The sequence below is a fragment of the Fictibacillus sp. 7GRE50 genome, from assembly GCF_015903875.1.
Lineage (GTDB): Bacteria > Bacillota > Bacilli > Bacillales > Fictibacillaceae > Fictibacillus > Fictibacillus phosphorivorans.
The window spans coordinates 18246-31906 of record NZ_JACZDW010000013.1; the positions used below are offsets into that span (position 1 = coordinate 18246).

The following is a 13661-nucleotide window of genomic DNA, read 5'->3' on the forward strand; positions in this document are numbered from 1 at the left end:
TTTGTGAAGAATTGTACTTAAACTATAGGGTGCAATTACCGAATAAAAAACTATTAACTTAGTATAATTTCCGGTTTTTAGGTGAACACTAGATGTAAAAGTACCAGGGAGTTGTTCATGATGCTTGTTTCTGAAGCCTGGCAATTATATAAAGCAGATAAACAAATTCAAGGATATTCCTTTCAGACATTAAAGGTGTATAATGTACAGCTGCTCTTGTTAATTAAATACTTTGGGGACATCCAAATCACTGATATTACGACAGAGTCTGTAAAACTTTATCTTGGAGAAGCTGCAGCTGAGTTAAAGGCATCAAGTCTCTGTCATAGAATCCGTTTTATTAAATCTTTATTCAAATGGGCTCAGGAAGAGAATTATGTTCCGGTTAATCCTGTATCAAACATTAAAGAACCAAAGCCAGAAAGCAGAATTCCTAAGTTTTTAACCGAGGAAGAAATCGAATTGCTACGTGAAGCGTGTGACTCCACTTTTGAAAAAGCTCTATTTGAATTTATGTATTCAACCGGATGCAGGATCGGAGAGGTTGTAAGCTTAGATAAGCACGCAATCAACTTTGCGGAACAGTCGGTAATCGTATTTGGGAAAGGGAAAAAAGAAAGGGAAGTGTACTTTAATACTCGGTGCAGTATTTGGCTAAAAAGATATATGGAAGAAAGAACGGATGATCAACAAGCTCTGTTTGTTACAACCCGGGCGCCACATCGCATGAGCATTGCACAAATGAGATATGTCATTAAACAGATCTCCAAAAGAGCAGGGATCAATAAGTGTATTCATCCACACCAGCTAAGACACAGTTACGCAACGACTCTTATTAATAATGGAGCACCTTTAGAGGTCATACAGAATTTAATGGGACACGAAAAAAGCGAAACAACCAGAGTATACGCTTATCTAAGCGGACATTTAAGACGCGAGTTATACAAGAAATTCTTTTGAAGCTGCAGAAGCAGCTTTTTTATTTGCAAACAGGGGAGTAGAAGAGGGGTGTGGATTTTTATGGTAACATTGGTTAGGAAGGATGAACTATATGAAAAGAAGCAGTCTACTAATTTCCAACACAATGGTTTTAATCATTGCCTGTATTTTAATAATAAGAAATATTTATTTTGATATTAGTTTTTATACCACTAGTTATTCGCTAGCTGTATGTGCTTTTATTATTTCATCAAACCAAATTATAAAAATTTTAATAAAAAGAGAAGATAAAAATGGCTAGTTGTAGGGCGTCGTAAAACGTGGTTGTTTAGCAAAGGGTGCTTATGCTCCAGATCGGCTGCCAAACTAGGCTGCTTTTCTTATGCGACAAACGGGGCAGTTTAGTTGAACAACTATTGCACATAACAAGATAGGGTTCAAAATGTTTTAGGAAAAAAAAAACATCTATATACTTAAAAAATATAGATGGTTTATAAAAATATTTTTTAGGGTTGGCAACATAAATTTCCTTCGCCCTTTTCGAGAGCAGATTTTAGACTATCAAGAACACCTGACCAAGCCATTTGGTGCCAGTTAATTGCTTCAATCCAGTCCTCGTTATCTTTAAATCCAATATGTTCAACAATTACCTTTGTAGAATTATCATTGATTGATTTGAAACTTACATTAACAATTGTTAATTCATCATCTTTGTTCATCAATGTCTCAAATTGGTCTGGTCCTTTCCAAGTAAAATGTAGCTCTTTTTCATTAATAAGTTTTGTGATTTTACAACCCTTAGTATTCATACTTGTACTATTTCCAGGTATAAAATATAGTTCATATGCACCACCTTCCCTCAGTTCTACTACTGTTTCAGGAGCAAACCATTCAGAAACTCTTTCAGAGATTGTCCAGGCATACCATACTAAATTTAATGGTGCATTAATAGTTACCTCTTTTTTAATAACTTTGTCATTTGTGGCAGTTGTCAAAAGAAACCTCTCCCTTTGTAAGATTATTTCAATTCAATAATAACATTATTGTAAAAATTTAGAAATAATAATATTGAAGTATTGCTTCATAAACTTCTTCAACTAACGGGAGCGTATTGTGTAATATCAGTCGTAATCCTTTGACTTCCAGAATATAGCGAGGAGAAAATAATGATTACTGATAAAAAGATTCACCGAGCTTTTGGAGTTTACACATTTACGCCGACGGAAATAAAATACTAGTAATCAATAAGAACAGAGGACCTTACATAAACCGTTATGATCTTCCAGGAGGAAGTTTAGAAGATGGTGAAAGTCTGACAGAAGCATTAAGAAGAGAATTTCTTGAAGAGACTGGTTTTGAAGTGAAAATAGACAAGAACTTGGGTATTGCAGATTTTATGTTACCTTGGGCTCGGAATGAGTGTGAATTTGTCCATCATATTGCAGCCTATTATTTAGTTGAAAAGATCAGTGGCGATATAAAGAAACCTCATCAGTTTGAAGATCAAGACTCTCTGGGTGCGTTGTGGTTGTCAGAAGAAGCAGCAAATATTAGTAATGCATCTCCACTAGTCCTTAAAGCATTTAGGTGGTTAAAGGAAAGTGTATTTGATCCAAATGTTGAGGTTTATAATGGTTGGAAAATTAAAATGTAAGATATTCCACAATTGGCGGCTTATCCGGAACAAGATAAGCCTTTTTTTCATTAAAAAAGATATTGTTATAGTATTAGTAATTTGAAATAATTGGTATAAAGTTAATGGGAATTTCAGAGTAGGAGGTGGGAATTAGATTGCTTAAACGGAAATATGGTGATTACAGAGACTGGAAAAGAGTGACACAGAAAAGATTCGCCCAAACTTTAATAAGTTCAACCGATTTTGAGGGTTATGCAACATTAATTGATATTGTCCAAGTAACAGATCCATTATTTAAAAAATATGGAGAATCAGATGTTTGCATTGTTGACAACGGGTATAAGTGGCTGCAACATTTTCCTCTAAACGAGAAACATTCGCTAACTACGATGTTTAATTCTAAAGGTGAAGTAATTCAATGGTATATAGATATATGTAAAGAAAATGGTGTAGAAAAGAATGTACCGTGGATGGATGACTTATTTATAGATATTGTGGTATTGCCCTCTGGGAAAGTGTTTCATTTAGATACGGATGAACTAGAAGAAGCATATCAACAAGGCTCCATTAATAAACACCTTTATGATATTGCTTGGAATGAGGCTAATCAAGTTACAAAATTGATTGATAACGGAGACTTTAAATTATTTGATTTAGCAAATAATCATAAACATATCTTAGAACAAAAGCTCAACTAGTCTTATTCTACAATCGGGTGCGATTGTGGAAGAAGTAGATGTAATTTCACCCACAAAACCACCCACATTTTACCCACGAAAGTATCAACTTTGATATATTTAATTACACACTTATTTTTAGAAAGTATTGATTTTATACCGTTTTAGCACTTATTTGTGCTTAAAAAAACAAGTAGTATATGTTCCGTACACATGTTCACCCTTGGGAACGCGAACAATATATGAGCATGTATTAAGACTAAAACTGGACAAACACCACATTTCGTTTTTCTTTCTTTAAACGTTGAAGTATTCTACATGCGTTTTATTTGTTGTCGTTTTGTTCAATTTGCTCCAACTCCTCCCATATTTGCTGAAAAACATTGTATAGTCTGGATGTTGCCGGGCTTAAAATGGGGTAAGCTTCTTTAGTGTTTCTGGCATTTTAAAGATTCGAAAAATGCGTCCGGGATTCTTAGAGAACAAAATGATCGTTTGACTTATCGCTATTGCCTCACCGATGTCATGGGTCACAAGTATAGCTGTTTTACCATGCTCCATTAATGTAATGGAAACGAGGTCTTCAAGTTTAAGTTTTGTCTGGTAATCAAGTGCAGAAAAGGGCTCATCAAGTAGCAATATTTCTGGGTCAGTGGCAAGTGTCCTCACAAATGCCACCCGTTGCCGCATGCCACCCGAGAGGTGCATTGGATACATATCTAAGGTGCCCTCTAAACCGACTTCTTTCAATAACGAAAAAGTGTTGGATACATGTCTATCGTTCAGCTGACCTCTTAATTTTAAACCGAGAAGCACATTTTCTTTGACGGTTTTTCAGGGAAAAAGATAGTCTTGTTGTAGCATATATCCGATTTTTGGGTGCGGTCCTTTAATGAGTTGACCGCTTAATTTAACAGATCCCACTGTAGGAGTAAACAATCCTGCAATAATAGATAATAACGTCGTTTTCCCACAACCACTTGGACCAAGAAAGGAGATAAATTCTCCTTCTCAAACTGATAAAGATATATCTTCTAAGGCCGTTGTGGCCGATCGTTTTGTAGAATATTTTTGACTAATGGACTTTAACTGTAAAAAGAAAAATTCGGCCCCTCCAAAATTTGTATTTTACTATCAAAAATAGTTGGCTTTTTTAACAAAAAGAATTTGTATTATCATATGAAAGTTTTCCAGATAAGGAGTATGTGTTTAATACGGTAATATTAGTATGAAAAGCCCTTATTTAACTCTAAAAATAAAAAAGTTTTAGAAAGTCCCTAAAACTTTTTTGCTAATGACCTAGGAAACTCAAAATTCGTTTCAAAACTCCACTATATATGCAATTTTTTTCATTAGGTTATTAAAAATTTTATTTGGGACTTATATGTATGCCTTCATTCTCTCGCCAATCAGCGTGAAATATGCCCTTTTCATTATCATAACCATTTGCAGTTAATTTGTTAACTAACCACTGTTGATCAAAGCCTAGTTCATGTAAGTTATCCCATAAAATCTCCCCATCTATAATTAACGTCGTTGGAAGGTCTACTGGGATCTGAGGAAGATTGAGATCCTGTTTCTCCGGTTTTTGATATTTCGATTTGAGTAATGTACTGATTTGACCATTTGCCTCCAATACACCGTATTGGACTTCACGTACTGAAAAAACATTGCTTTGTCGCAGCAAACTCAATATTTGATTCACATCTAATTTGTTCTTTTTGGCAATCTCTCGGTCAATGACCCCATTCCGAATGATAATCGAAGGATTGCCTACTAAAAGGGAACGTGTCGACTTCTTTTTAAGGGTTATAAACTCTATACCCAACATGAGAATCGTCCACAATCCGACAGTATAAAAAAATGGCAAAATCCCTATTCGATTTTCATAAATGGTATTACTTAAAAGATCCCCAAGCAGTAACACAAAAACGAAGTGAAAAGGCGTCAACTGATAAATAGATGTTTTCCCTGTTACGATTACGATAAAAAATAAGGTGACAAAACCTACCATGACTTTGAGCGTCAGTAAACCAATATTTACTTCTTCCAAGAAGCTTTCCCTCCCGTTTAAAATTAAAAAGGTTGGATCTGTAGATGCAATTTTGCGCTTACCTAGTTATAAGATTTTTTCAGGTCTAGATAAAGTGGCTAGTTTTAGTACTAAACTCGCAAAAGGTTTACCAATAAGGCTATATCTATTGATATCACCACTATTTTTAAATTAAAAGTATTATTACAATCTTAGCTCCGCTTTAGTATTAACATTTTTTAGTAATGGTATTCTTGTAAATAAAAAAATCCGTGCTAAAAGTTCTTCTAACACGGGTTTATACCTTTTTTTAAAAAAAATTTTTAATATCTAGATTTTAGATATATTAACTTATAATAATGGAGAAAGCAGGCGAGCACCTTGCTCAATAATGCGCTCTGTCAGAGATCGTTGGAGCAAGTCTTCAATTTTTAAGGATACAGAATCAGTTAGATCCTGCTCGAATTGTTGTGTTAGTTCTCTTGCCACGTCAGCACTGTACAAGATTTCACACACCTCATAATTCAGACGAAAACTTCTCATATCATAGTTTGCTGCGCCTACTTCTGCAATCTCCTCATCTATGATCATTACCTTCGCATGTAACATCCCTTTATCGTATTGGTAGATATGGACTCCAGCTTCTAAAAGTTCTCCGTAATAGGTACGACTTGCAAGGCCAACGATTTTTTGATCAATGTGGCGGGGAACCAGCAATCTTACGCGCACACCACGAGCCACAGCTGTTTTTAATGCCATAATTATATCTGTTTCTGGTACAAAGTAAGGTGTTGTTACATCAATCGTCTTGACCGCCTGTGTTATACATATAAAGTAAGCTTGCCGAATGATTGTAGTAGGTACTCCAGGATTTCCTTCCAATGTATGGACGTAGGCTTTTTGCAACATACCTTTCTCTGGGGATTTGTCTTTGACGGTCAACTCAGATCCCCATTCGGTTAACCATTGGGAATGACTTACGCTGCCGGTTCGATCGACTTCCTGTGATTTATGTTTTGGGAATTTGTTTGTTTTTTTACTTATCTTTGATTTTGTTTTCGACTTTATCTTTTCAGGCAAGGCGATATTCCAATGAACGTCGAATATAGATTGCAAATCGCCAACTGTTTCCCCTATGATTTGCAAATGAGTGTCCCGCCAAAATCCTACGTCAGGCTTTAATCCTGTATATTCATACCCCACGTTCATTCCGCCAGAAAAGGATTCCTTTCCGTCGATCGTGACAATCTTACAATGATCCCGGTAATTCCAATTGGACATAATCCAAGGAAAACGTAAAGGAAATATTGTCCGGCATTCAATTCCTGCCTCCATCATTTGAAGGATTATGTGATGTGGAAATTTTTTGCTCCCCCACCCATCTCTTATAAAACGAATCCTGACTCCGTTTGCTGCTTTTTCGATCAGTAATTCTGTGATGCGATTACCAATTTGGTCATTTCGATAGATGTAATATTCCAGATCAATGGTTTTTTTGGCTTTTTGTAGGGATTCGATGAGTTGTTCATATTTTGCAATTCCATTGTTAAATACTTGGACTTCACCGACTCGAAGACCATGCACGGTGAAATTCCGTAAAGCATCAGCGATTACCAAGGCAGAATGACTATATGTATCAGGTAATTTGTCAGAATCATTATGAGAAGAGGTCAATCTTTTTCGATGAATACGCTTGGGATTTGATGTGCTAAGATATAGCCAGAAACCAATGATTGGCAAAATAAGGGTGATTGTTATCCAATTTAAAGCCTTGGCAGGGCGGCGAACTTCCCAAATTGCTATGTACAGCATAAAAAACGTATTTATTAAAAATAGATAAAAAATCCACTCCAACAGAAATTCCTCCCTTGTTTTTCTTAACATGTACTGAGTATACAATTGGAAACTCCTATCCTCTTCTAAAGAGTCCTTCCGGCATTAGTGTCTCTACTTGTTCAAAAAAGTATGTAACTTTAATTTCTTAAACATTTGTTAAGAAATCCAAATAGGATTAAAAGAGCTTTTTAATTAATCATAGTCACCGTCACTAAAGGAATGTGGGTTTGTTTTAAAAAGAAATGAGTTATATGACCTCTAATACTCAATAATTAATAACGTTTGTTATGTACTTTTAAAAGGAAAAACCCACCTAATGAAGGTGGGTTTTGAAATTGGACTTTTATGATTTAATATATATATTACCAAAAAGGAAATTTGTGAATTCACTTTCATACGACGTTGGAACTTTTTCTTTAGAAGGGTTGTTTTTTTACGCCCATATCACAAAATACTTCATTCCGGATTTCGTATCCCTTCATGTATAAAATATGATTTTTTTCAAACACTAACAATTGTTCTAAGAAGATGATTCGGGACAAGAAACTGGGTTCGCTACTAAATGATCTGTCATCTCACGAACTAAAGAAGTACAGAAGTATCCTAAAGAGACCCACATTAAAGGAGGAAAGAAAATGACAGTTGCAAGTAATTTAAAAACGACCCTTGCAGGATTAAAAAGTGCCCAAGCCTCTCTAGAGACATTTGCTCTTGATACTGAAAACCAGCAGGCAAAGCAGTTGTACCAAAATGCAGCTCAGCAAGCACAAACCATAGTGGATTCTTTAAGTTCTCGTTTACAAGAAGTAGAACAAGAAGAGCCGCAATATAAACAATAGCTACAAGAATTGTAAAGTGAAAAGGGTGAAAATTCATCCTTTTCTGATGAAAGGGTGAGAGTGGGCTGTATGGAAAAAACGAACTTAGTGAAGGTTCTTTTGATTTCCCTATCTTCTTTTATGATTTTAGTTTCTGGATGTAATAACAAAAAAGAAGAAGGAAGAAGCAACAACGATTCACCATCTCCAATGTCATATATAGAAAATAAACAATCTCCATCACATGAAGCAAAAGCAATCGTTCTTTCTATGCCAGAAATAACAGATGCCAAAGCTGTTAATTCTGAAGATCAAATTTTTTTGGCAGTAAAACCAAAGCATCTTGAGCGGTTCCAATTAACAAGCCTTAAGAAAAAAATAAAAAAGAAAATTGAAAAAAAGTATCCGAAAATGGAAGTAACCGTCAGCACGGATCAAAAGATATTTACTTTGCTTGGTGAACTGGAGAGCAAGTTAGATAAAAAAATGGACAGCAAGGATATCGAGAGAGAATTGAAAAAGATTCAGAAGAAATCGACGGATGAGGCCTAACATTATGTGTTAGAAGAAAGGAGCGGCACCATGGCAAGCAAAGATAAAGAATTGACACCGGTTCAGCAGGAATATCAACAGTTTCAGGATCAGCACGAAATAAAAAGGCCAGTTATCACGAATTGCATAAAAGCCTTTTTGGTCGGTGGATTTATTTGTTTTGTAGGACAGCTCATCTCCATGATGTACGTGACCTACTTTAATTTTACAGAAGAAAATGTCGGCAATCCGACAGTGGCAACAATGATTTTTATCTCGATGCTCTTAACCGGATTTGGCGTCTATGACAGGATGGCACAGTTTGGAGGAGCAGGTACTGCAGTTCCGGTTACCGGATTTGGCAACTCGGTCATTTCGGCTGCTATCGAACATCGTACGGAAGGGTTTGTTTTAGGTGTGGGAAGCAATATGTTCAAGCTGGCGGGATCCGTCATTCTATTTGGTGTATTTTCCGCCTTTGTAATCGCGATCATCAAAACAATTTTGATTCAATACGGGGGTCTGTAAAATGCTAAAGGGCCATCGCACATGGGTGTTTGAAAATAAACCTGTAATCATTTCAACAGGAACGGTAGGAGGGCCGTTTGAGGCGAATGGGCGTATCGCTGAAGACTTCGATCTTCTACATGGAGATCTATGGCTCGGCCAAGATTCTTATGAAAAAGCCCAAAAGGTACTATTTGAAGAATCCTGCCAAAAAGCTATGGAAAAAGCAAATATTCAAAAAGAAGACGTACAGTTTATTCTGGCTGGTGATCTTATAAATCAGATCACAAGTACAAGTTTTGCATGCAGGACGCTGGAAGCTCCTTATCTTGGTTTATTCGGAGCATGCTCTACTTCTATGGAAGGGCTTGCAATGGGGGCATTCATCGTAAATAGCAAGGGAGCAAAGTATTTATTGACAGGAACAGCAAGCCATAATACAGCCGTAGAAAAACAGTTCCGCTACCCAACAGAATATGGCGGACAAAAACCGCCGACTGCACAATGGACTGTTACAGGAGCGGGAAGTGCGCTGTTAAGCGATCAAGGTGAAGGACCACGTGTGACTTCGGCAACGATCGGGAAGGTTATCGATATGGGATTGACTGATCCCTTTAATATGGGCGGTGCCATGGCGCCTGCTGCAATCGATACGATTGAAGCCCATCTTCGAGACATGGAAATAGATCCCTCCTACTATGACCTAATCGTAACAGGTGATCTTGGATCGATCGGCCATGAAATCGCGTTAGATCTACTTAAAAAACATGGATTCTTATTAAATGCAGAGCAGTTTCAGGATTGCGGCATGATGATCTATCGGGAAGGACAGCCCGTGCTTGCTGGGGCGAGCGGCTGCGGATGTTCCGCAACTGTGGTATACGGACATCTTTTAAACCGAATGAAAAAAGGAGAATTCAAGAGAATGCTTGTCGTTGCGACGGGAGCACTTCTTTCTCCATTAACCTTTCAACAGAATGAAACTATCCCATGCATCGCTCATGCGGTGTCTATTGAATATGGAGGTGCAGAATAAATGGCTATTCTTTTTTGGGCCTTTGTAATTGGCGGAGCGATTTGTGTGATCGGACAGATCATGTTTGATGTTTTTAAATTAACACCTGCCCACACGATGACAACTTTAGTTGTAGCAGGTGCCATACTTGATGGAGTCGGATTATACGAACCATTGATTGATTTTGCGGGTGCAGGAGCTACCGTTCCGATCACCAGCTTTGGAAACGCACTTGTTGATGGTGCGATGGCTGAAGGGGAGAAACACGGTATCATCGGTGTGATAACCGGAATGTTTAAAGTGACAAGCGCTGGGATCTCCGCAGCAATCATTTTTGGATTTATTGGAGCCCTACTGTTTAAACCAAAAGGCTAAAAGAAAAGGGGATATAAAAAATGACTATCGCATCAAATGTCAAACAATGCATGGTAACCTTGAAAAGCGCTAAGGAAACACTAAGCAAATTAGCACAAAAGTCAAGAGATGAACAAGCGAAGCGAACGTTTCATGAGAGTATGATAGAGGTAGAGGAGATCATTTCTGATCTGCAAAAGAGAATCGGGCAGCTTGAATTTGAAGAACCCCAATATAAAGGAAATTAAACAGACATCTGAAGGAGACAGTTATGCTTAATTGGGTAGAAATTGTAATACGTTCCTTTACTTTTTTAATCGCACTTTTTTTGTTAACCAAATGGCTGGGCAAGAAGCAGCTGGCCGAACTGTCCTTTTTTGAATACGTTACAGGGATTACAATTGGAAGCATAGCAGCTGAGGTAACGATGGGATTGGAACGCCATATCATGCACGGGCTGATTGCCATGACTATATGGACTCTGTTTCCCATCATAATGGGATTGATATCGTTAAAAAATAAGAAAATACGGGATTTTGTTGAAGGAAAAGCAACCATCGTCATCAAAGACGGAAAAATCCTGGAAGATAATTTAAAAAAAGAACGTTACACCATTGATGAATTATTAGAACAACTAAGAAGCAAAGACGTATTCCAGGTTTCTGACGTTGAATTCGCTGTCATTGAGCCAAATGGAGATGTGAGCATATTATTAAAAAAGGAAAATCAGCCTCTTACTGCAAAGGACATCCAACTAAATCAACCTTCTGTAAAGGAACCTCAAACCGTCATTATGGATGGCTTAATACTCGATGAACCACTTTCTACGGCCGGACTGAACAGAGGCTGGCTGAATGAGGAACTTGAGAAATTAGAAATAACAGTGGATAATGTGTTTCTGGGGCAGATCGATTCATATGGCCAGTTAACAGTGGATCTTTATGATGACAAGATTAATGTCCCATCCCCTCAGGAAAAGCCATTGCTTTTGGCTTCATTAAAGAAATGCCAAGCTGATCTGGAGCTGTTTTCCATTCAAACTGAATCTGAAAAAGCAAAACAACTATATAATAAAAACAGCCAAAAGCTGAATCGGTTACTCAGTAAGTTGAAACCGTTGCTCAACGATAATTAAAAAAAAACGTGTAAATGTTCTATATTGGATTCTTTGATAAAGAAAAATAAAAAGGACTGCTTGGAATGAACTGTAACCATTAAATTGGACAGTTTATAAAAAGGACCTTTTAAGCAGCTAGTAGATGACTTCGGTATTGTTCCGGGGTCATCTTTTTTAATCCCCATTGATAGCGAGCGGAGTTGTAATACTCCATATAGTTTTCAATCTTTCCTCTTAATTCAGCTACGGTTTTACATGCAGTGGCGTCTACTTCATCTTTAAAATGACCAAAGAAGGACTCCATTGGGGCGTTATCTAAACAATTTCCTTTGCGCGACATCGATTGAGTGAACCCTAGTTCTTTCACTCGATATTCAGGATGTGTATAATGAACGCCTTGATCAGAATGAAGAAGCGCCTCAGGGTGGACGTTTCCGTCCAAGGAAGCCATTAAGTGATCTAAGGTTTTATATACAATTGGCATCTCCAGTGAAGTAGATAGGTGATACGCTAATAATTCACGTGTTGTTCCATCTTTCACGCATGATAAATATACCTTTGTTCTGTTCTCTAAATATAAGTACGTAATGTCTGTGAGTAGAACCATACCAGGCTCTTGTACAAATTTTCGGCTTAAGATATTTGGACACGTTTTATGTTCTTTGAGTAGCTTTAGCTATATTTTTATAGGGGTTACGTCTTCTTATGACCGATTGAATATTGAACTTTCTAGTAAGACGAAAAATCTTGTTTAGGCTCATGTTAACGCCATAATTGTTCTCTAAATGCATCTTGATTTGACGTCCACCAATCTTTTTCTTTCCTTCATCATAAATCTTCTTAAGAAGCTCATAATCCTCTTCATCGCGTCTTTGTCGCTCTATACGCCTATCTTCAGCCTTTAACCATGCATAATAGCTTTTACGTTTAACCCCAGCGACTTCGCAAAGAAAGGAAACCATTCGCTTAAGCTGATATTTTCTAATAGTTTCTTCGATGAGCTGGAATTTTTCTGATAGAGCTAGTACTTGTTCTTCTTCGCCTGCCTCTCTAGTTCTTCTAACTTTTTTAAGAAGTCGTTCTCCATCTCTAGAAAAGCAATTCGTGCTTCAGCTTTCGTCAGTTTCTCCTCCACAGTCATTTCCTTCGAAGATGGACGTCCTGTGCTGCCCTTGCCTCTACGCTCCGTGAAGAAACCTTCCTCGCCATATTTCTCATAGGAACTTCTCCAGCGGTCCAAGCATTGAACAGGTTTTCTAGAACCAATAATATCAATATCAAATCCGTGATCAATAAAGATATCCATGGGTCCTTTCCCAGCCAAATTTTCTTTAACAGCTATAACTTTAAACTCAGGCTTATAGCTAATAGCTCGATCAGAAACATGGTCAACGTTTGGATTGTTTTCTAATTGTAGTCTTTGAAATTCATTAAAGATATTTTTACTCATATATAATCCCCGTTCTCCTCATTTGATTTGATTATAACGAGTTTCTTGTAAAAGAACACAAAAAACCCGAATAACGGACTCTTTTTTATAAGTGTCCATTATTCGGGTTACAGTTCATTAGACTGTACCCTATAGAGTAGACACTCAAAAAAAGGTCTGCCCTATAGGGCATTTTTATGTAGACTAATAAAAATGGGAGAATCGGAGAATAATTAAATGCCAAAAAAACACTTTACAGAAGAAGAAATAAATAAACTGTCAACTAATCCTTATGTCAAATCTGTAAGTCCAAAGAGTATTACGTATACAGATGAGTTTAAAAGGATTTTTATAACTGAATACGCAAATGGGAAATTACCAAGGAAAATTTTTGAGGAGAATGGTTTTGAGATTGAAGTTATTGGCATAGTTAGAGTGAATAGAGCTGCTAGTCGATGGCGTACCTCTTACAATGAATCAGGAGTTTTAGGGCTCCGACCGATCCTGAATACTCCATTCAGATAGGGGTGAAGTATTTTGCGGATGTGATGAAACAAGCCAAAGGAGATATTCACCTAGCTCTGCAGTCTTATAATTTTGGGAATGGATTTATCGGCTATGCCTTAGAACGGGGAGGGTATTCCAAGGAAGTCGCTATTGATTTTAGTGAGATGATGGCTGTCAAAAACGGATGGTCCCGGTATGGAGACGTCCACTATGTCGAACACGTCCTTCGCTATTATGAGGGCGGAAATGGCGGGAAGGTTGTC

General features: G+C 37.2%; 16 protein-coding genes and 3 pseudogenes. 12 read left to right on the forward strand and 7 right to left on the reverse strand.

The genetic code is table 11. The features are described 5' to 3' along the window. The first annotated feature begins 120 nt into the window (after positions 1-120). Positions 121-960 (forward strand): tyrosine-type recombinase/integrase, encoded by an 840-nt coding sequence (locus IHV12_RS22180; protein ID WP_197192282.1) that lies wholly within the window; start codon positions 121-123, stop codon positions 958-960. Between the two features lie 485 nt (positions 961-1445). Here the strand turns inward: IHV12_RS22180 and IHV12_RS22185 are convergent, their stop codons facing one another. Continuing rightward, positions 1446-1934: an SRPBCC family protein gene (locus tag IHV12_RS22185; protein WP_197192271.1), complete on the reverse strand. Its 489-nt coding sequence runs from the start codon at positions 1932-1934 to the stop codon at positions 1446-1448. A gap of 171 nt (positions 1935-2105) precedes the next feature. Between IHV12_RS22185 and IHV12_RS22190 the strand changes: the two are divergent. Both IHV12_RS22190 and IHV12_RS22195 read left to right on the forward strand, forming a co-directional pair. Continuing rightward, a pseudogene (locus IHV12_RS22190) lies at positions 2106-2593 on the forward strand (NUDIX hydrolase). Positions 2594-2730: 137 nt separating this feature from the next. Beyond that, positions 2731-3273, forward strand: coding sequence for a DUF402 domain-containing protein (locus IHV12_RS22195; protein ID WP_231620834.1), 543 nt, complete (start codon positions 2731-2733; stop codon positions 3271-3273). A gap of 304 nt (positions 3274-3577) precedes the next feature. Here IHV12_RS22195 and IHV12_RS22200 read toward each other — a convergent pair. The 3 genes and pseudogenes from IHV12_RS22200 to IHV12_RS22210 all read right to left on the reverse strand — a co-directional run bounded on the left by IHV12_RS22200 (position 3578) and on the right by IHV12_RS22210 (position 7138). Then, a pseudogene (locus tag IHV12_RS22200) lies at positions 3578-4332 on the reverse strand (ABC transporter ATP-binding protein). 289 nt (positions 4333-4621) lie between these two features. After that, the gene (locus tag IHV12_RS22205) at positions 4622-5305 is read right to left on the reverse strand and encodes a DUF421 domain-containing protein (protein ID WP_197192272.1); all 684 of its coding nucleotides are present in this window, start codon (positions 5303-5305) and stop codon (positions 4622-4624) included. Positions 5306-5635: 330 nt separating this feature from the next. After that, positions 5636-7138 (reverse strand): phospholipase D-like domain-containing protein, encoded by a 1503-nt coding sequence (locus IHV12_RS22210; RefSeq protein ID WP_197192273.1) that lies wholly within the window; start codon positions 7136-7138, stop codon positions 5636-5638. A gap of 617 nt (positions 7139-7755) precedes the next feature. Between IHV12_RS22210 and IHV12_RS22215 the strand changes: the two genes are divergently transcribed. From IHV12_RS22215 to IHV12_RS22245, 7 genes are all read left to right on the forward strand, one after another. Then, positions 7756-7959, forward strand: coding sequence for a DUF1657 domain-containing protein (locus IHV12_RS22215; protein WP_197192274.1), 204 nt, complete (start codon positions 7756-7758; stop codon positions 7957-7959). A 69-nt stretch (positions 7960-8028) separates the two neighbouring features. Further along, complete coding sequence (locus tag IHV12_RS22220; protein WP_163103560.1) at positions 8029-8490, forward strand: YhcN/YlaJ family sporulation lipoprotein; 462 nt, start codon at positions 8029-8031, stop codon at positions 8488-8490. A 30-nt stretch (positions 8491-8520) separates the two neighbouring features. Continuing rightward, positions 8521-8997: a stage V sporulation protein AC gene (gene spoVAC / locus IHV12_RS22225; protein WP_197192275.1), complete on the forward strand. Its 477-nt coding sequence runs from the start codon at positions 8521-8523 to the stop codon at positions 8995-8997. A 1-nt stretch (position 8998) separates the two neighbouring features. Next, positions 8999-10012: a stage V sporulation protein AD gene (gene spoVAD / locus IHV12_RS22230; RefSeq protein ID WP_197192276.1), complete on the forward strand. Its 1014-nt coding sequence runs from the start codon at positions 8999-9001 to the stop codon at positions 10010-10012. Then, positions 10013-10366: a stage V sporulation protein AE gene (gene spoVAE / locus IHV12_RS22235; protein ID WP_188401443.1), complete on the forward strand. Its 354-nt coding sequence runs from the start codon at positions 10013-10015 to the stop codon at positions 10364-10366. It begins immediately after the preceding gene. Between the two features lie 20 nt (positions 10367-10386). Further along, positions 10387-10593: a DUF1657 domain-containing protein gene (locus tag IHV12_RS22240; protein ID WP_197192277.1), complete on the forward strand. Its 207-nt coding sequence runs from the start codon at positions 10387-10389 to the stop codon at positions 10591-10593. Between the two features lie 23 nt (positions 10594-10616). Next, positions 10617-11480 carry a DUF421 domain-containing protein gene (locus tag IHV12_RS22245; RefSeq protein ID WP_197192278.1) on the forward strand — a complete coding sequence of 288 codons (864 nt, stop codon included), beginning with the start codon at positions 10617-10619 and terminating at the stop codon, positions 11478-11480. Positions 11481-11589: 109 nt separating this feature from the next. Here the strand turns inward: IHV12_RS22245 and IHV12_RS23130 are convergent, their stop codons facing one another. Genes IHV12_RS23130 through IHV12_RS23140 form a run of 3 tightly spaced genes read right to left on the reverse strand, consistent with a single transcriptional unit; the run spans position 11590 to position 12912 of the window. Continuing rightward, positions 11590-12069 carry an IS3 family transposase gene (locus IHV12_RS23130; protein WP_370568864.1) on the reverse strand — a complete coding sequence of 160 codons (480 nt, stop codon included), beginning with the start codon at positions 12067-12069 and terminating at the stop codon, positions 11590-11592. Between the two features lie 46 nt (positions 12070-12115). Beyond that, the gene (locus IHV12_RS23135; RefSeq protein WP_370568865.1) at positions 12116-12424 is read right to left on the reverse strand and encodes an IS3 family transposase; all 309 of its coding nucleotides are present in this window, start codon (positions 12422-12424) and stop codon (positions 12116-12118) included. 59 nt (positions 12425-12483) lie between these two features. Beyond that, positions 12484-12912 carry an HTH domain-containing protein gene (locus tag IHV12_RS23140; protein WP_163103537.1) on the reverse strand — a complete coding sequence of 143 codons (429 nt, stop codon included), beginning with the start codon at positions 12910-12912 and terminating at the stop codon, positions 12484-12486. Between the two features lie 216 nt (positions 12913-13128). Here IHV12_RS23140 and IHV12_RS22255 point away from each other — a divergent pair. Beyond that, positions 13129-13377 (forward strand): annotated as a pseudogene (locus IHV12_RS22255) (HTH domain-containing protein); the annotation flags it as partial. 41 nt (positions 13378-13418) lie between these two features. Further along, a partial coding sequence (locus tag IHV12_RS22260) for a lysozyme family protein (RefSeq protein WP_197192280.1) occupies positions 13419-13661 on the forward strand: 243 nt, incomplete at its 3' end.

Coding starts and splice junctions, on each gene's coding strand:
- spoVAE (WP_188401443.1), top strand. CDS start 10,013: ATGGCTATTCTTTTTTGGGCCTTTGTAATTGGCGGAGCGATTTGTGTG.
- spoVAC (WP_197192275.1), top strand. CDS start 8,521: ATGGCAAGCAAAGATAAAGAATTGACACCGGTTCAGCAGGAATATCAA.
- IHV12_RS22215 (WP_197192274.1), top strand. CDS start 7,756: ATGACAGTTGCAAGTAATTTAAAAACGACCCTTGCAGGATTAAAAAGT.
- IHV12_RS22240 (WP_197192277.1), top strand. CDS start 10,387: ATGACTATCGCATCAAATGTCAAACAATGCATGGTAACCTTGAAAAGC.
- spoVAD (WP_197192276.1), top strand. CDS start 8,999: ATGCTAAAGGGCCATCGCACATGGGTGTTTGAAAATAAACCTGTAATC.
- IHV12_RS22220 (WP_163103560.1), top strand. CDS start 8,029: ATGGAAAAAACGAACTTAGTGAAGGTTCTTTTGATTTCCCTATCTTCT.
- IHV12_RS22245 (WP_197192278.1), top strand. CDS start 10,617: ATGCTTAATTGGGTAGAAATTGTAATACGTTCCTTTACTTTTTTAATC.
- IHV12_RS23130 (WP_370568864.1), bottom strand. CDS start 12,069: ATGGTTCTACTCACAGACATTACGTACTTATATTTAGAGAACAGAACA.
- IHV12_RS22180 (WP_197192282.1), top strand. CDS start 121: ATGCTTGTTTCTGAAGCCTGGCAATTATATAAAGCAGATAAACAAATT.
- IHV12_RS23140 (WP_163103537.1), bottom strand. CDS start 12,912: ATGAGTAAAAATATCTTTAATGAATTTCAAAGACTACAATTAGAAAAC.
- IHV12_RS23135 (WP_370568865.1), bottom strand. CDS start 12,424: ATGGTTTCCTTTCTTTGCGAAGTCGCTGGGGTTAAACGTAAAAGCTAT.